The organism is Crenobacter cavernae (assembly GCF_003355495.1).
Taxonomy (GTDB): Bacteria; Pseudomonadota; Gammaproteobacteria; order Burkholderiales; family Chromobacteriaceae; genus Crenobacter; species Crenobacter cavernae.
Window position 1 is genome coordinate 2,733,620 of record NZ_CP031337.1, and the last position, 16,474, is coordinate 2,750,093.

Sequence of the window (16,474 nt, forward strand, 5' to 3'; positions counted from 1 at the left end):
GGGTTGTGCCTGTCCATGTCGTTCTAATGGTTCCCCCTCATTGTAACGGGAACCGACCCTGAAAACACCCGGCTTGTGAGTGGGGGAAATTTTCGCCGCAGATCATGACGTTTGCGGCGGCAAAAAAGAATGCGCTTGCCCTGTGATTTGATATCGTACACAATCAATTCACGGCAAGCAGTTAAGGAAAGCAGCATGAGCCAAGGCGGAAAACGAGACGGCGCCGGTCGCAAGCCGCGTTTCGAGGGCGACAAGACGGTAGCGGTCCGCATCCCGGAGCGCCTGCGCCCGGTGCTGGATCAATGGTTGGAAGACTACCGCCAGTTGCTGTCGGTGAAAAGCGCCGAGGTCAGCAATTTTCGCGTCTTGAGCGACCAGTTGTCCGGACTGTCGCTGCCGCTGTTCGCCAGCCGCGTGCCGGCGGGCTTTCCGTCGCCGGCCGACGACCACAAGGAAGCCGGCATCGATCTGAACGCTTTTCTGGTCGACCACCCGCAGACCACTTTCCTCGTGAACGTGCGCGGCGACTCGATGATCAACGCCGGCATCCACGACGGTGACCTGCTGCTGGTCGACCGCTCGATCGAGCCGCGCCCGGGCAAGGTGGTGGTCGCGGTGATCGACGGCGAGCTGACGGTCAAACGCCTGAAGCGCGACGGCGAACGTGTCTGGCTGATGCCGGACAACCCGGCCTACCCGCCGATCGCCGTAACGGAAGACGCATCTTTCTTCATATGGGGGGTGGTCACCAACGTGATCCACCCGATGAAATAGGAGGGACGACCATGGCAAGCCAAAGAACCGAACCGATGGCCGAAGCAATCAAGATGAAGTTCCGCGACTGGCGCCGTCTGCCGCGCGTATTCCGTACCGTGAGCCATGGCAGGCCACAGGTGCTGGTGTCACGCACCGGCCGCGACTTTTTCGTGCCGGTCGAATTCGTCTGACCTCACACTGGGACTCGGCCGACCTTTCAGGCGGCCGCGCCCTCCTCTTCTTCCCGGCGTGCGCTGGCGAGCGTTTCGGCTACGGCATCGGCTTCGCGCAACGTACGGATCCGCGCGAAAAAGGCTTCCGCTTCCGGGTGGCGACGCTTGAGTTGGCCGAGCCATTGCTTGAGCCGCGCCACCGCGTAATGCTCCGCTTCGGCGCGGCATTGCGCGAAGAAATCTTCCAGCCATGGCAGCAAGACCACCCAGCTCAGCGGCACCGGCGCCTTACCGTTCGCGGCGACGTGGATTTCACCGGCGAGCCCCGGGTCGGCGACCAGGCCCCGGCCGACCATCACGCGGTCGCAACCGCTTTGCTCGCGGATCGAGCGCCAGTCGTCGACCGTCCACACTTCGCCGTTGGCGACCACCGGCAGGCTGACCGCCTCGCGCAGGCGGGCGATCCAGTGCCAGTGGGCAGGCGGCTTGTAGCCTTCGACCTTGGTCCGTGCATGGACCGTTAGCAGGTCGGCGCCGGCCGCTTCGATCGCGTGCGCGCAGTCGAAGGCGCGCGCGGTGTCGGCGTAGCCGAGGCGCATCTTGGCGGTCACCGGCGTGCCGGCCGGCACCGCGTCGCGCACGGCTTTGACGATGACGTGGATCAGCTCGGGCTCGTCGAGCAGCACCGCGCCGCCGCGGTGGCGGTTGACGGTCGGCGCCGGGCAGCCGAAGTTGAGGTCGATCGCCGGCGCGCCGAGCGCCGCGGCGCGCACCGCGTTCTCGGCCAGCCAGCCGGGCTCCGAGCCGAGCAGCTGCACGCTGACCGGCACGCCGCCACGCGTCAGGCCACCCGACTTCAGCTCGGGGCACAGGCGCATGAAGGTACGCGTCGGCAGCAGGGTATCGGTGACGCGGACGAACTCGGTCACCGCTTCGTCGATGCCGCCGATGCGCGTCAGCACGTCGCGCATGATCGGATCGGCCAATCCCTGCATCGGGGCGAGGGTTAACTTCATGCCGGTTCCGGAAACGATCAATTTAAAGGAGGCATTGTACACCGGCAAAGGGACGTCCCGGCTTGCACCATGACTGCGTCATGGCCTTTACTGATGGCATACGCGTATCGGGGGCTATCTCATGGATTTCGAATTGCCGGACAACCTGTTCATACGCCATCGTCTTCACCAGGTGGGACCGGGACGCTTCTTTCTCGAGGCGACTTTCCGCGCGGAACTGCTTTCCCGGCGCCCCGTGCTCAATCTACCGCTGCTACCGCCGCGCCGCGCAACAGTGCTCGAAGAGGTGCCGGCGCTGACGCGCCACCTGTCCAGCCTGCTGCTGCTCGGGCCAGGCATGCTCGGCTTGGCCGAGGCCTTCGCGCCGCTGGTGCGGCGCATTGTCGAACTCGACCGGAAGTCGCCCGACGGCGGCGTGGCGGCGATGCTGCTGTGCCCGAGGCAGGACTACACCGCACACCATTCGATCTGCACCGCGCTGCTCGCGTGCCGTTTCGCGCAGGCGCTGAACTTCGACGAGGGAGACGTCCACCGCTTGGCGATGGCGGCGCTGGTCATGAACCTGGGGGCAGCATCGCTGCACAACGAGATGGCGCGCCAGGAGTCGCCCCCCTCGTCGCTGCAGCGGATGCAGCTGCGCATGCACCCCTTGGTCAGCTCGGCGCTGTTGCGCGAAGGCGGCGTCGAGGACGACAATCTGCACGCGCTGGTGCTGCTGCACCACGAAAGGCTGGACGGCCGCGGCTATCCTTTCGGCCTCCTTGACGAGGGCATCGTGCCGGCGGCGCAGTTGCTGCACCTGCTCGACGTCGTCGTCGCCAAGCTGACGCCGCGCAGCTACCGCAGTCGCATGACGCCCAAACAAGCGCTGTCGCAGCTTTATCACCAGACGCACGAACCGTTCGCACCGATCCATGTGTCGCTGCTGCTAAAAACGCTCGGCGTGTTCCTGGCCGGCAGCTTCGTCGAACTGGAGAATGGTCAGACCGCCATCGTGGTCGAGCAGACCGAAAGCGCGGCCACGCCCTTGGTAGCCACGCTCAGCCGCGGAGCCAAGCTGATTGAGACCTCGTCGCCCGGCCAGCGCATACGCCGCGACGTGACGCTCAGGGTCGGCGAGCGCCACCTGCCCCTGTTCATCCCTTTCTGGAGACTGGAATGACCCAGCCCGTTGCCGGCATCTACCGGCACTACAAAGGCAATCTTTACGAGGTGGTCGGCCTCGCGCACCACTCGGAAACCGAGGAGCCTTTGGTTGTCTACCGGGCCTTGTACGGCGAATTCGGCCTGTGGGTGCGCCCGGCGGCGATGTTCGACGAAAGCGTCATCATCGACGGCCAGCACCTGCCGCGCTTCGCGCTCGTGAAGGCGTTCTAGCCGGATGCGCATCTATCGCACCGACCGCTTCGTCCTGCCCTTGCCCGACGGACACCGCTTTCCGGCGTGCAAGTACCGCATGTTGGCCGAGGCGGTCGAAGTGTTCGCCGGCGAGTATCTGGAAGAAGCGCCGGCGGCCACCTTTCACGAACTGACCCGTGCGCATACGCCAGACTACGTGCGCGGCGTATTCGATGGCTCGCTCGCGCCGGCCCGCTGGCGCGAGATAGGTTTTCCGTGGTCGACCGAGTTGGCCGAGCGCTCCGCGCGCTCGGCCGGTGCCACCGTCGCCGCCGCGCGCGCCGCGCTGGCGGGCGGTGTCGGCATCAGCCTGGCCGGAGGCACGCATCATGCGTTCGCCGACCGCGGCAGCGGCTTTTGCGTGTTCAACGACGTCGCGGTCGCGGCCAGCCTGATGCTCGAAGAAGGACGCGTGCGGCGCGTGCTGGTGATCGACCTCGACGTCCACCAAGGCAACGGCACCGCGGCGCTCTTCCAAAACGAGCCGCGAGTGTTTACCTTCTCGATGCACGGCGAAAAGAATTTCCCGTTCCGCAAGGTCGACGGCGACTGGGATATCGACCTGCCCGACGGCACCGGCGACGACGCCTACCTCGCGACGCTGTCGGCCGCGCTGCCTGCACTGTTCGAGCTCGCGCGGCCGGACCTGGTGTTCTACCTCGCCGGCGCCGACCCGTATTCGGGCGACAGGCTCGGCCGGCTTGCGCTCAGCGGCGCAGGGTTGACCGAGCGCGACCGCCGAGTGTTTGAAGCCTGTCGGGCTTACGGTGCGGCGTTGGCGGTAACGATGGCTGGCGGCTACGCCGAACCGATCGAAGAGACCGTTGCCATCCAGACGAACACCGTCAGGCTCGCTCTCGACGTCTACTGTCGGGCGCCGTCAGGAACGGCGGCTTGCGCCGACTGACTGGATACCGGGGCGACAGCCCCAAATAGACAAAGGAATGCATCATGAGGGAATTTGCGACCCTGGCCGGCGGCTGCTTCTGGTGCCTCGAGGCGGCGTTCCGGCGTCTTGCCGGCGTCCACTCGGTCGTATCGGGCTATACCGGCGGCCACGTCGACAAGCCGAGCTACCGCCAGGTGTGCGGCGGCGACACTGGGCATGCCGAAGCGGTGCGCATCGAATACGACCCGGCAATGATCGATTACCCGACGCTGCTCGCGGTGTTCTTCGCCCTCCACGATCCGACCACGCTCGACCGACAGGGGCACGACGTCGGCAGCCAGTACCGCTCGGCGATCTACTACCATGACGAGGCGCAACGACAAGCCGCGCAGGCGGCGATCGATGCGATCGATGCCGAAAAACGTTTCGCCGGCCCGGTCGTGACCGAACTGACGACCGCCGTCGAGTTCTTTCCGGCCGAAGTCGAGCACCAGGGCTATTTCGACGCGCACGGCTACGCGCCGTATTGCCAGGCGGTGATCGCGCCCAAGATCCGCAAGCTCGACGAGCATTTCGCCGACCGCCTCGTGCGCCGATAATCTTCCAAGACGCAGCGGCGCTTAGGTTTGTCACCCGTTTAAGTTAAAATGAATATTTACAATAAAACATAATGACAAATAAATGATCGAATGTATCGCTTCCAGGAGGCCGGACGGTCGATGACGACCGCCCGGCCTTCCGCTCGATCACGCCAGCCCATGAAGTCCAACCTGACCATCGGCCAGAACGAGCGCCCACCAGGGCGCTTGCGAGCCCATCTGGCCCTCTTGCAGGAGCTGCCGCTCAAGCACTGGCTGCTCGCGCTGCTGCTATGGCTCGCGTTGAGCGCCGGCATGGCGCTGTTCGGTCATGCCTTGGTGATCGAGCGCTACCGCGAGGGCTTCCAGCAGTCGGCGCAGCAGATCAAGCAGGAGCTGGAGTCACGCCTCAAGGTCAGCGAGACGCTGCTGTTCGGCCTGAGCGAGATGCTCGGCTACCACCCCGGGCTCAGCGTCGACCGCTTCTACAATTACGCGCTCGAGGCGTCGCGTCGCTACCCCTTCATCTACACGATGAGCTATCTGCCGAAGGTGGCCGCCCGCGAGCGGTCCGGCTTCGAGCAGAGCCTGCCGCTGACCGACCCGAGCGCGCCGTATATCAAAGACCACCCGATGGCGACCGCCAACGACTGGCGCAACCGTCGCGGCTGGGTGCCGGCGCCTGACCGTGCAGTCTACTTTCCGTGGCTGATCGCCGCGCCGGCACTCGCCAAGGAAGACGACGCGCTGACCGGTTTCGATATGCTGAATGACCAGCTGTTCGGCCCGGTACTGCAGAAGGCCTTCCGCAGCGGAGAAACCGAGGTGACGACGCCGTTCGTGATGATGAACGGCGAGACGGCGCTCGGTTACGTACGCGCGATCTACCGCACCACGCCGGCCCCCGAAGAGCCCGAGCAGCGGACCGGTCAGGTGACCGGATCGGTGGTGCTGATAGTGCGCATCAACGGCCTCCTGGAGCAGCATTACCCGCTCAACAATCGTCTGAGCGTCGGCCTGTCGCTGTACGGTGACGCACCGACACCGCTGGAAAAAACCGTCTACCAGGCCATGCCCTCGGCCAACCCCAGTTCGCTCGAAGTGTTGCTGCTGCCCAAGCTATCCGCCCGTTTGCCGGTCGACATCCCCTACTTCCCATACGAACTGGTGGTCGAGGAGCAGGTGCCGGAAGGCGTGATCCAGCCGGCGATCCTCCTGGCGGCTCTCGTCTTCTCGGGCGCGCTGTGCTATCTGATGGCGGTGGTGATGGCGCAGAACGTGCGCACACGCCGCCACCGCGAAGACGCGGTCGACGACCTCTACCGCGAACGCGGCCATGCGATGGTGACGCTGCAGGCGATCAACGACGCGGTGCTCACCGTCGACACGCAGATGCGCGTGCGCTACCTGAACCCGATGGCGGTCAAGCTTTTGGGCATCGACCCCGAGTTCGCGGTCGGCCGCCCGGTGTACCAGACGATGCAGCTGCGCTACGAATTCGCGCGCCAGGCGGTCGCCGACCCGATCATGCTGTGCTTGCAGCGCGGCCAGGGCGTCGACCTGGCCGAGAACTGCGTGCTCGCGCCGCCCGACCGGGAGCCGCTCTTGATCGAGGGCAGCGTGTCGCCGCTGTTCGACCGCGGCGGCGAGCTGTTCGGCGCGGTGATGGCGTTCCGCAATACGGCCCCCTTGCGCCAGCGCATGCTCGAGGCGCTCGAAGCGAGCGAGAAACGGCTGCGTCAGCATGAAGTCGAACTCGCGCGCGTCGGGCGGATCAACACCATGGGCGAGATGGCGTCGGGCATCGCGCACGAACTGAACCAGCCCTTGTCGGCGATCGTCAGCTATTGCCAGGCGGCGCTGAGTTTCCTCGACGACGCCGAGCCGAACAAGGAGATGGTCATCAAGGCGCTGCAATCGTCGGTGTCGCAGGCCGACCGCGCCGGCCAGATCATCCACCGCCTGCGCGCCTTCGTCACCAAGTCGCAGCAGCAGTGGGTGCCGGTCGACCTCAACCTGTCGGTCGCCAACGTCATGACCCTGGCCGAGTATGACCTGCGCACCAGCCAGATCCACGTCGCCACTCACCTCGAACCCGGGCTGCCGCTCGTGTTCGCCGACACGATCCAGATCGAGCAGGTGGTGCTCAACCTGCTCCGCAACGCGATCGACGCGGTCCAGTCGCGCCCCGGCTGGGGCGAGATGACGCTCGAGACCGGGCTGATCGACGACCGCGTCTGCCTGACCGTGCGCGACAACGGCTGCGGCCTGCCCGAAGACGTGCTCGACCACCTGTTCGACCCCTTCTTCACGACCAAACAGCACGGCATGGGCCTCGGCCTGACCATTTGTCACAGCATTGTGGAATCATTCGGCGGTCGGCTGTCGGCGCGCAACCGCCTCGAAGGCGGCGCCGAATTCCGCATGGAACTGCCCCGGCTCAGTCCGGGCCACTTCGCCCAACAAGCGGCTAGCGAAAGAACAATATGACAACGCAAACCCCGACCGTATTCATCGTCGACGACGACCCGGCCGTCCGCGACTCGCTGGAAATGCTGCTCGCCGCCCAGGGCCTGCAGGTGACCGGCTTCCCGAACGCGCAAAGCTTCCTGCAGCACTACCAGAGCGGCGAGATCGGCTGCCTGGTGCTCGACATCCGCATGCCGCAGATCACCGGCCTCGCGCTGCAGGAAATGCTGAACGCGCGCCATATGCAGCTGCCCATCCTGTTCATCACCGGCCACGGCGACGTCGAGGAATGCAGCCGCGCCTTCCGCGCCGGCGCGATCGACTTCCTGACCAAGCCGATCGACCCTTTGCGCCTGCTCGACGGCCTCAAGCGCGGGATCCGGCTGTGCATCCAGCAGCACGAGCAGCGCGCCGAGACGGAGGACATCCTGCAGCAGCTCGCGCGCATCAGCCCGCGCGAGCGCGAGGTGCTCGACCGGATCGCCGACGGCCTGTCGAGCAAGGAGATCGCGCAGCAGTTGCACCTGTCGCCGCGCACCGTCGACGTGCACCGCGCCAACCTGTTCGACAAACTCAACGTCAACTCGCTGGCCGACCTGATCCGCTTCTACCTGCGGGCCTTGGAGGCCACCGGCAAGAAGCGGCCGGAATAAGGCTTTGAGCGCCGCCACCCGCTGCCGTTACAATCACGCCATGCAAACGCTATTCAAGAAAGTCGGGCTGGTCGCCCGGCACAGCAAACCGAACATCGTCGTCTCGCTGCGCGCGCTGGCCGACCACCTGGCCCGTGGCGGCATCTCGGTCTTCATCGACCGCGACAGCGCCACGCCCGACGAGGCCGGGCCGCACCAGCTGATCGACCGCTCCGACCTCGGCAAGGTGGTCGACCTGGCGATCGTGCTCGGCGGCGACGGCACCATGCTGTCGATCGCGCGCCTCTTGGCGCCGTACCGCGTGCCGCTGATCGGCGTCAACCAGGGGAGGCTCGGCTTCATGACCGACATCCCGCTGCACGAGATGGAGTCGTCGATCGACGCCATCCTCGCCGGCGAATTCGTGCCCGAGGAACGCATCCTCCTGTCCGCATCGGTGATCCGCGAGGACGCCGAGGTCGCGCAGGCGCTGGCATTCAACGACGTCGTGTTCAGCCGCGGCGCGGTCGGCTCGATGATCGAGTTCGAGATCTTCATCGACAACCAGTTCGTCTACAGCCAGCGCTCGGACGGCCTGATCGTGTCGACGCCGACCGGTTCGACCGCCTACTCGCTCGCGTCGGGCGGCCCGATCCTGCACCCGACCTTGCAGGCGATCGCGCTGGTGCCGATCTGCCCGCAGTCGCTGAGCAACCGGCCGATCGCGGTCAACGACGACTGCGAGGTCGAATTCATGCTGACGCGCGGGCTCGACGCGCGCGTGCACTTCGACGGCCAGTCTCACTTCGACCTGATGGAAATGGACCGCATACTGATCCGCCGTCACCGCAATGCGCTGCGCATCCTGCACCCGGTCGGTTACAACTACTACGACATGCTCCGCCACAAGCTGCACTGGGGCGAACGCTTGCTCTGAGAAACGCCCATGCTGCTCTCGCTCTCGATCCGCGACTTTGTCATCGTCGACGCCCTGCAACTGGAATTCGGCAGCGGCTTCACCGTGCTGACCGGTGAAACCGGTGCCGGTAAATCCATCCTGCTCGACGCGCTTTCGCTGCTGCTCGGCGACCGCGCCGACGGCTCGCTAGTGCGCGAAGGCGCCGACAAGGCCGAACTGTCCGCCCACTTCGACATCGCCGCGCTGCCCGACCTGGCCGCCTGGCTGGCCGGGAACGCGCTGTCGGGCGACGACGGCGAACTGCTGCTCAGGCGCGTGGTCGACAAGGGCGGCCGCTCGCGCAATTTCATCAACGGCGAGTCGGCGACGCTCGGCCAACTCAAGGCGGTCGGCGAATACCTGGTCGACATCCACGGCCAGCACGCGCACCAGTCGCTGGTCAAATCCGACACGCAACGCCAGCTGCTCGACGCCTACGCCGGCGCCTCCGCGCTCGCGCGCGACGTGCGCGTCGCCTGGCAGGACTGGCAGACCGCGCGCCGCGCGCGCGAAGACGCCGAGAAAACCTCGCGCGAATCCGAGGTCGAGCGCGAACGCCTGACCTGGCAGGTCAACGAGTTGGCCGAGCTCCAGCTGCAGCCCGATGAATGGAACGCGCTGAACCAGACCCATTCGCGGCTGGCCAACGCGGTGGAGCTGTTGCAGAGCACGCAGCTGGCGGTCGACGCGCTGTCCGAGATGGACGGCAACTGCCTGTCGATCCTCGCGCAGGTGCAGGGACGCATCGGCAAGCTGTCGGGACTCGATCCGCGCCTGGCCGACACGCTGGCGCTGCTCGACTCGGTCGACGCCGAGCTGCGCGAGGTGGTGTACAGCCTGCGCGACTACGCCGGCGGGGTCGACGAGGACCCGGAAAGCCTCACCGAGGTCGAGGCGCGCATTGACGTGCTGATGAGCATGGCGCGCAAATACCGCGTGCAGCCGGCCGACCTGCCGGACAAGCTGCAGGACTGGGAGCAGCAATTGGCCGCGCTCGAGGCGTCGGCCGACCTCGACGCGCTGTCGCTCGCCGAAGCGACCAGCCTCGCGCGTTTTCGCAGCCTCGCCGAAGCGCTGTCGGGCAAGCGCCGCCAGGCGGCGAGCGAATTATCGGAACGCATCGCCGGCGAGATGCAGTCGCTCGCGATGGGCGGCGCGCGCTTCGCGATCGAGCTCGCGCCGGTGTCCGAGCCCTCGGCCAACGGTCTCGAGTCGGTCGAATACCTGGTCGCCGCCAACGCCGGCACCAGTCTGCGGCCGCTGGCCAAGGTCGCGTCGGGCGGCGAGTTGTCGCGCATCAGCCTGGCGCTGCAGGTGGTGACGAGCCAGATCGCCAGCGTGCCGACGCTGATCTTCGACGAGGTCGACGTCGGCATCGGCGGCCGCGTCGCCGAGGTGGTCGGCCGATTGCTCAAACAGCTCGGCCAACGTTATCAGGTGCTGTGCATCACCCACCTGCCGCAGGTCGCCTCCTGCGGCGACGCACACTGGCAGGTGGAGAAGCGCACCGAGGGCGGGCGCGTCAACAGCCGCATCCGCCCGCTCGATACCGAGCGCCGCGTCGAGGAACTGGCACGCATGCTCGGCGGCGCCGAGATCACCGACACCACGCGCCAGCACGCGGCCGAGATGCTGACCGCCAATACGTGATTGGCGTGGTTTGTGCGCGGATGTTCGCAGGTGACACCTAGCCAGATCGGGTTTTTTCCGGTAACATGCCGGCAGCTTTTTAGCGGAAGCGTGGCAGAGTGGTTTAATGCACCGGTCTTGAAAACCGACGAGGGTTCACGCCCTCCGTGAGTTCGAATCTCACCGCTTCCGCCAGCCCTTCGGTCGGACTGGCACATCGCTGTCATGTTTTTTGTATCGTATCGGTAAACTTTTTACCCTCGTCAAAGTCATAAATTATGACGTGACCGAGCAAGGGGATCAGGCTTACCGTTCGATTCCGACAGAAGCGCGTTTTATTGAATTTGATTGTGGCGATTGTTGTAAATATGCCCAGTAGCAGGCTCTGGTTACAAAATCATGAACCCGCCACTTGCGAAATTACAGCACATCGATATAATCATATGTCTTCTGCGGCGGGTCTCCCCGCATTGCACGGTAGCCAACCTGGTCAGGTCCGGAAGGAAGCAGCCACAACTACTTAGTGCAAGTGCCGGGGGTCAGGCTCGCCACCCCCCCTCTTCCGCAAAGCACGCCGGGCAAGCAGCCCCATAACGCTCGTTTTTCTTTAAGAACGGAGCGGAAACGCCGCTTGCGAGCATGTTGCCATGCCCAAATATCAATATTCCCGGTGGATTTTTTGCTATGTTTAGGGTGTCGTAAGCAGCCTGGATGAAATACCCGTCGGGCATCAATTTTCAAGATAAAAGAGGACGATCATGAAACTGTTCGAGAAAGTCGCGAATCCGCGAGAAATCCGGCGCAAGCTCGGCCTGAACCAGCAGGAATTCTGGAGCCGTATCGGCGTCACCCAATCCGGTGGTTCCCGCTACGAATCGGGCCGCAACATGCCCAAACCGGTGCGCGAACTGCTGCGCCTAGTGCACGTCGAGCAAATCGACCTGTCCAAAGTCCGTCGCGAAGACTTCGAGATCGTGGAATACCTGAAGGAAACCCACCCCGATCTTTACAAGAGCCTGAAAAAAGCGGTTCGCGCAAAGCTGGATGCCCAAGAATCAGAGGCAGGCCAGGAAGCGGCCAGCCTTTAATTCTGTGGCCGTTCACGGACGGGCGCCATCACCACGATCTTCCGATCGAGGGGCGCCCCGCCTCTTCGCCCTGCCCGCCCCGGCCTTCCGCCAGCCATGAAAAAGGCGACGCCCTCGCCGCCCTCCTCCTTAAAACACCCGCCAACGACGTGGCGCCTAATTGCCCGGATTGCGTACCAGCAGCACCGGCACGTCGGCATGTTTGAGCACCCCCTCGGCGACGCTCCCCATCAGCAAATGCATCAATCCGCTCCAGCCGTGCGTCCCCATCACGATCAGGTCCGCCCCCCAGCTCTTCGAATCTTCCAGTAGCATCGCGGCAATCTTGTCGCCCCAGCTCTCCAGAATGTGCGTCTCGGGCATCGCGCCGGCGTTGCGCGCGCGTGCTTCGGCCTGACCCAGTACCTGCTCGCCCGCCTGCTTGATCGATTTTTGCAGATCGGACGCGTCGAGAAATTCGGTGCCGCCCCAGCCGAACTGGGCGAGGTCGATCACGTGCACCAGCCGCAACTGGGCGCCGACCTCGGCCGCGAGCTTGCACGCCTCGGCAAGCGCCAAGTTGGAGGTCTCGCTGTCGTCCACCGGAACGAAAATGCGCTGGTACATCTTGGCCTCCTTTATGGATACTGGGGATAACCTCAGTCTATCAAAGCTTCCCGAAAACGGGTTGATCTATCACAGCACTTTGTCATTGCAGGCGACGAGCCTGGATGCGGCCGACTTGCGCGCACGAGGCGAGGCCGCGGTTTCTCGAGTCGCCCGGCTACACCGAACTCGCCGCCGAAGGCGTCGGCATCATCATGACCGACACGGCCGCGCAGTACAGAGCCGAAGCCTTCCACGGCGACGCGCTGACCTTCGAATTGGCGCTCGCCGACTTCCACAAATACGGCTTCGACCTTTTGTACCAAGAGGTCGATGACAAACGCGGGGTAGAAGTGGCAAGATTGAAGACGGGTATCGTCTGTTTCGACTACACCCGGCGCAAGATCGCGCGATTGCCGGAAGGCTTCGCCCGGCGCTTCGAACAAGAACAAGGAGGACAGGTATGAAGACTTACACACCGAACAGTCCGGAGACGCTGGCCCGGCTGCTCGCCATGTTTATGATCACCGACGGCAATATGGACCCGCGCGAGATCGAGAGCCTGGAGAACCTGCATGTTTACGAGATTCTCGGCCTCTCGCGCAAACGTTTCATGCAGATCCTCGTCGACTACTGTAATGACGTCTCCGACGAGGCCGAGGGCGACGGCACCATCCACCTGATCGACAAGCCGCGGTTCGACGCGTTGCTCGAAGACATCACCGAGCGCAAGCAGCGCATCCTCGCCGCCGCGCTGGCAATCGACATCTGCAAGTCCGACGGTGCGATCAACGAGGGCGAAATGGCCTTGCTGCGCTATATGCTTGACGCGTGGGGCATCTCGCTCGACGACATCGAGAACGAATTCGTCAAGCCGTAAACCACGGCGGGACCGACAAGCCGCCCGCGGGGAGGGGCGGCTTTTTGCTTCAAAAAACCAACAATAAAACCCGTCACGAGGAAACCACATGACCACTCGCTTCGACGGCACCGAGCGCTACGTCGCCACCGACGAGCTCAAGCTCGAGGTGAATGCGGCGATCGCGCTGAAGCGCCCGCTGCCGATCAAGGGCGAGCCGGGCACCGGCAAGACAATGTTGGCCGAGGAAGTCGCCGCGTCGCTCGGCCGCGAACTGCGCGCATGAACTGGGACGACGCCGTCGCGCGCTTCGACGCCGCGCTCGCACAGGCCGGCAAGAGTCCGCATACGCGCGACGCCTACCGGCGCGACCTGGCACCTCTGGCAGCGCTGAATGACGACCCGCTGGCGCTGACGAGCGCCGATCTCGTCGCGCAGCAGATGGCGCTCAAGGCGGCAGGCTTGGCCGAGAAGAGCCTCGCGCGCAAACGCTCGGCGTGGCGGCGCTTCTTCCAGTTCTGGGTCGACGAAGGCCTGCTCGCCGGCAATCCGGCGGCCGCCCTGCCACGCCGCCGTCAGCCGAAACGCCTGCCGAAGGCGCTGTCGGTCGACGACGCGGTCGCGCTGCTCGACAACGGCCCGGCCGGCGGAAACGACCCGCTGTCGCGGCGGGACCGCGCGATGTTCGAACTGCTCTATTCGTGCGGGATGCGCCTGTCGGAGCTGACCGGCCTCGACCTGGCGGACATCAACCTTTCCGAAGCCGAAGTCCGCGTGCGCGGCAAGGGCCGCAAGGAGCGCCTGCTGCCGGTCGGGCGCATGGCGCGCGAGGCATTGCACACCTGGTTGGCCGAGCGCGAAATGCTGGCGCGTGAAACGCAAGCGCTATTCGTATCGCGACGTGGTGCGCGGCTGACCGGGCGCCAGGTGCAGAAGCGGCTCGCGCAATGGGCGATTCTCGCCGGCCACCCGCGCCACGTGCACCCGCACATGCTGCGCCACTCGTTCGCGAGCCATTTGCTGCAGTCGTCGGGCGACCTGCGCGCGGTGCAGGAATTGCTCGGCCATACCAGCATCGCCGCGACGCAGGTCTATACCAGCCTCGACTACCAGCATCTCGCCAAGGTCTACGACGCCGCGCATCCGCGCGCGCACGACGAAAACCTCGAGGACGATGAAGCCGTGGGAGACTGACCGCGGTGTCGTCCCTATAAAAAAAGCTCGGCCAACCTTAGAGAAAGGTTGGCCGAGCTTTTTTACCTTGAAGCCTGGGCGCTCAGCCTTGCGCTTCGATCGCGTCGATCAGCGCCAAGAGCGCCGCGTCGACCGTCGCCGCCCGCACCGCGGCACGGTCCCCGGCGAAACGCTCCGAGAAGGCGCGCGTCTCGACGCCCCGCCCGGCCAGGCCAAACCACACGAGGCCGACCGGCTTCTCGGCCGAGCCGCCGCCTGGCCCGGCGACGCCGGACACCGACACCGCCCAGTCGGCGCCGCTCTCGCGCAGCGCACCGTCTGCCATCTCGCGCACCGTCGCCGAGCTTACCGCGCCGTGCTCGGCCAACGTTTCGGCGCTGACGCCGAGCAGCTTCTGCTTCGCCTCGTTGCCGTAGCTGACGAAGCCGTAGCCGAACCAGCCCGAGCTGCCGGCGATGTCGGTGATCGCGCCGGCGATGCGCCCGCCGGTACACGACTCTGCCGCCGTCACCCACTGGTCGCGTGCGGCGAGCAGTTGGCCGAGCCGGCGGGCGAGGTCTTCAGTGTGCGTCGCGCTCATGGTGACTCCTAAAGAACTGGATCAGGCCGTTGGTCGACGCGTCGTGGTGCAGGCACGGGGCCGATTCGCTCAGCTGCGGCAGGATGCGCGCAGCCAGCTGCTTGCCGTATTCGACACCCCACTGGTCGAAGGAGTTGATGCCCCAGATCACGCCCTGCACGAACACCTTGTGCTCGTAGAGCGCCAACAGCATGCCGAGGCCGTACGGCGTCAGCTTGTCGATCGCGAGCGTGTTCGACGGCTGGTTGCCGGGGAACAGTTTCTGAGGCAGCAGCATGTCGATGGTTTCGCCCGGCAGACCTGACAGTTCGGCCAACGCTTCGGCCTCGGTCTTGCCGCGCATCAGCGCCTCGGTCTGCGCGAAGCAGTTGGCGACCAGCACCGCGTGCTGCGTGTCGACCGGGTAATGGCTGTTCATCGGCACGATGAAGTCGGACGGCACCAGCCGCGTACCCTGGTGCAAGAGCTGGAAGAACGCGTGCTGGCTGTTGACGCCGACCTCGCCCCAGATCACCGGGCCGGTGTCGAAGTCGAGCCGCTCGCCGAAGCGGCCGACGCGCTTGCCGTTGCTCTCCATGTCGAGCTGCTGGATATGCGCCGGGAAACGCCTGAGGCCGTGGTCGTACGGCATGATCGCGTGGGTGTGCGCGCCGTAGAAGGTGTTGTACCAGACGCCGAGCAGCGCCAGGATCACCGGCATGTTCTTGTCGAACGGCGCGCCGAAGAAGTGCTCGTCCATCGCGTGGCCGCCGGCGAGGAAGTCCTGGAAGTGGTCCGGCCCGATCGCCAGCATCACCGACAGGCCGACCGCCGACCACACCGAGTAGCGGCCGCCGACCCAGTCCCAGAACTCGAACCTGTTTGCCGTGTCGATGCCGAATGCCGCCACCGCCGCGGCGTTGCACGACACCGCGACGAAGTGTCTGGCGATGTCGGCTTCATTTGCCGACTTCAGGAACCAGTCGCGCGCGGCCTGCGCGTTGAGCAGCGTCTCGGGCGTGGTGAACGACTTGGACGCGACGACGAACAGCGTCGTCTCGGGGTCGAGTCGCTTGAGCGTGCGCGCCAGGTGCTGGCCGTCGACGTTCGACACGTAGTGCACGCGAACGTTGGCCGACGCATACGCGCCGAGCGCTTCGGTGACCGCGAGCGGGCCGAGGTCTGAGCCGCCGATGCCGAGGTTGACCACGTCGGTGACCGGCTTGCCGGTGAAACCGCGCCACTCCCCGCTTCTCACCTTGCGGCAGAATGCCGTCATCCGCTCGAGTACCGCGTGCACGTCGGCCGACACGTCGTGCCCTTCGAGCCACACCGGCTTCCCCTTCGGGGCGCGCAAGGCGGTGTGCAGCACCGCGCGGTGCTCGCTGACATTGACGCGCTCGCCGCCTTTCAGTCGCTCCATCCAGCCGGCAAGGTCGGCGGTCCTTGCCAGCTCGACCAGCAGCTCCAGCGTGCGATCGGTGATGCGGTTCTTCGAGTAGTCGAGCATCAGCCCATCGAGCTCGAGGTGAAAGCGCGCGAAACGCTGCGGGTCCTGCTCGAACAGCTCGCGCATGTGCAGGTGGCGCGTCGCGCGCTGGTGCTGGTGCAGGCGCGCCCACACCGGGCTCGCGTTGATGTCGTTGTTGCGGATCACGAACATGTGCGACTTTCAGGCAATTTTGTTCGAA

The 16,474-nt window shown here is 65.2% G+C and carries 19 protein-coding genes, 1 tRNA gene and 1 other RNA gene; 17 read left to right on the forward strand and 4 right to left on the reverse strand.

Features of this window, described 5'->3' with window-relative positions; all coding sequences use genetic code 11:
* The first annotated feature begins 195 nt into the window (after positions 1-195).
* Both DWG20_RS13300 and DWG20_RS16175 read left to right on the forward strand, forming a co-directional pair.
* The gene (locus DWG20_RS13300; RefSeq protein ID WP_115434254.1) at positions 196-774 is read left to right on the forward strand and encodes a LexA family protein; all 579 of its coding nucleotides are present in this window, start codon (positions 196-198) and stop codon (positions 772-774) included.
* 11 nt (positions 775-785) lie between these two features.
* Positions 786-947 (forward strand): hypothetical protein, encoded by a 162-nt coding sequence (locus tag DWG20_RS16175; RefSeq protein ID WP_166726965.1) that lies wholly within the window; start codon positions 786-788, stop codon positions 945-947.
* A gap of 26 nt (positions 948-973) precedes the next feature.
* Here DWG20_RS16175 and DWG20_RS13305 read toward each other — a convergent pair whose 3' ends face one another.
* A complete protein-coding gene (locus DWG20_RS13305; protein WP_115434255.1) occupies positions 974-1,945 on the reverse strand; it encodes a tRNA dihydrouridine synthase in 972 nt (323 codons plus the stop codon).
* 121 nt (positions 1,946-2,066) lie between these two features.
* Between DWG20_RS13305 and DWG20_RS13310 the strand changes: the two genes are divergently transcribed.
* The 11 genes from DWG20_RS13310 (at position 2,067) to DWG20_RS13360 (ending at position 11,586) form a co-directional block, all read left to right on the forward strand.
* Positions 2,067-3,107: an HD-GYP domain-containing protein gene (locus tag DWG20_RS13310; protein WP_115434256.1), complete on the forward strand. Its 1,041-nt coding sequence runs from the start codon at positions 2,067-2,069 to the stop codon at positions 3,105-3,107.
* The gene (locus DWG20_RS13315; protein ID WP_115434257.1) at positions 3,104-3,322 is read left to right on the forward strand and encodes a DUF1653 domain-containing protein; all 219 of its coding nucleotides are present in this window, start codon (positions 3,104-3,106) and stop codon (positions 3,320-3,322) included. Before DWG20_RS13310 ends, DWG20_RS13315 begins: the two co-directional genes overlap by 4 nt.
* A gap of 4 nt (positions 3,323-3,326) precedes the next feature.
* Entirely contained in the window at positions 3,327-4,250 is a 924-nt protein-coding gene (locus tag DWG20_RS13320; protein ID WP_115434258.1) for a histone deacetylase family protein, read from the forward strand.
* A gap of 44 nt (positions 4,251-4,294) precedes the next feature.
* Complete coding sequence (gene msrA / locus DWG20_RS13325) at positions 4,295-4,831, forward strand: peptide-methionine (S)-S-oxide reductase MsrA (RefSeq protein WP_115434259.1); 537 nt, start codon at positions 4,295-4,297, stop codon at positions 4,829-4,831.
* A gap of 159 nt (positions 4,832-4,990) precedes the next feature.
* Entirely contained in the window at positions 4,991-7,300 is a 2,310-nt protein-coding gene (locus tag DWG20_RS13330; RefSeq protein ID WP_181880922.1) for an ATP-binding protein, read from the forward strand.
* A complete protein-coding gene (locus tag DWG20_RS13335) occupies positions 7,297-7,932 on the forward strand; it encodes a response regulator transcription factor (RefSeq protein WP_115434261.1) in 636 nt (211 codons plus the stop codon). Before DWG20_RS13330 ends, DWG20_RS13335 begins: the two co-directional genes overlap by 4 nt.
* A 40-nt stretch (positions 7,933-7,972) precedes the next feature.
* The gene (locus tag DWG20_RS13340; protein WP_115434262.1) at positions 7,973-8,848 is read left to right on the forward strand and encodes an NAD kinase; all 876 of its coding nucleotides are present in this window, start codon (positions 7,973-7,975) and stop codon (positions 8,846-8,848) included.
* Positions 8,849-8,857: 9 nt separating this feature from the next.
* Positions 8,858-10,519, forward strand: coding sequence for a DNA repair protein RecN (gene recN / locus DWG20_RS13345; RefSeq protein ID WP_115434263.1), 1,662 nt, complete (start codon positions 8,858-8,860; stop codon positions 10,517-10,519).
* An 84-nt stretch (positions 10,520-10,603) separates the two neighbouring features.
* Positions 10,604-10,693 (forward strand) — tRNA-Ser (locus tag DWG20_RS13350).
* A 259-nt stretch (positions 10,694-10,952) separates the two neighbouring features.
* Positions 10,953-11,051: signal recognition particle sRNA small type (gene ffs / locus DWG20_RS13355), an RNA gene on the forward strand.
* A 205-nt stretch (positions 11,052-11,256) separates the two neighbouring features.
* Positions 11,257-11,586, forward strand: coding sequence for a helix-turn-helix domain-containing protein (locus DWG20_RS13360; protein WP_115434264.1), 330 nt, complete (start codon positions 11,257-11,259; stop codon positions 11,584-11,586).
* A 156-nt stretch (positions 11,587-11,742) separates the two neighbouring features.
* Here the strand turns inward: DWG20_RS13360 and DWG20_RS13365 are convergent, their stop codons facing one another.
* Positions 11,743-12,192, reverse strand: a complete 450-nt coding sequence (locus tag DWG20_RS13365) for a universal stress protein (protein WP_115434265.1) — start codon at positions 12,190-12,192, stop codon at positions 11,743-11,745.
* A 104-nt stretch (positions 12,193-12,296) separates the two neighbouring features.
* On the opposite strand from DWG20_RS13365, the gene DWG20_RS13370 reads away from it, so the two are divergent.
* From DWG20_RS13370 to DWG20_RS13385, 4 genes are all read left to right on the forward strand, one after another.
* Entirely contained in the window at positions 12,297-12,638 is a 342-nt protein-coding gene (locus DWG20_RS13370; protein ID WP_115434266.1) for a thioesterase family protein, read from the forward strand.
* Entirely contained in the window at positions 12,635-13,051 is a 417-nt protein-coding gene (locus tag DWG20_RS13375) for a TerB family tellurite resistance protein (protein ID WP_115434267.1), read from the forward strand. The genes DWG20_RS13370 and DWG20_RS13375 overlap by 4 nt, the downstream gene beginning before the upstream one ends.
* A gap of 88 nt (positions 13,052-13,139) precedes the next feature.
* Positions 13,140-13,316: an AAA family ATPase gene (locus DWG20_RS13380; protein ID WP_220271965.1), complete on the forward strand. Its 177-nt coding sequence runs from the start codon at positions 13,140-13,142 to the stop codon at positions 13,314-13,316.
* On the forward strand, positions 13,313-14,224 hold the full coding sequence (locus tag DWG20_RS13385; RefSeq protein WP_115434268.1) for a tyrosine recombinase XerC: 912 nt from the start codon (positions 13,313-13,315) through the stop codon (positions 14,222-14,224). Before DWG20_RS13380 ends, DWG20_RS13385 begins: the two co-directional genes overlap by 4 nt.
* Positions 14,225-14,306: 82 nt before the next feature.
* On the opposite strand, the gene DWG20_RS13390 is transcribed toward DWG20_RS13385, so the two are convergent.
* Both DWG20_RS13390 and pgi read right to left on the reverse strand, forming a co-directional pair.
* Positions 14,307-14,804, reverse strand: a complete 498-nt coding sequence (locus DWG20_RS13390; RefSeq protein WP_115434269.1) for a CinA family protein — start codon at positions 14,802-14,804, stop codon at positions 14,307-14,309.
* A complete protein-coding gene (gene pgi / locus DWG20_RS13395; protein ID WP_115434270.1) occupies positions 14,785-16,446 on the reverse strand; it encodes a glucose-6-phosphate isomerase in 1,662 nt (553 codons plus the stop codon). Before pgi ends, DWG20_RS13390 begins: the two co-directional genes overlap by 20 nt.
* Positions 16,447-16,474: the final 28 nt, after the last annotated feature.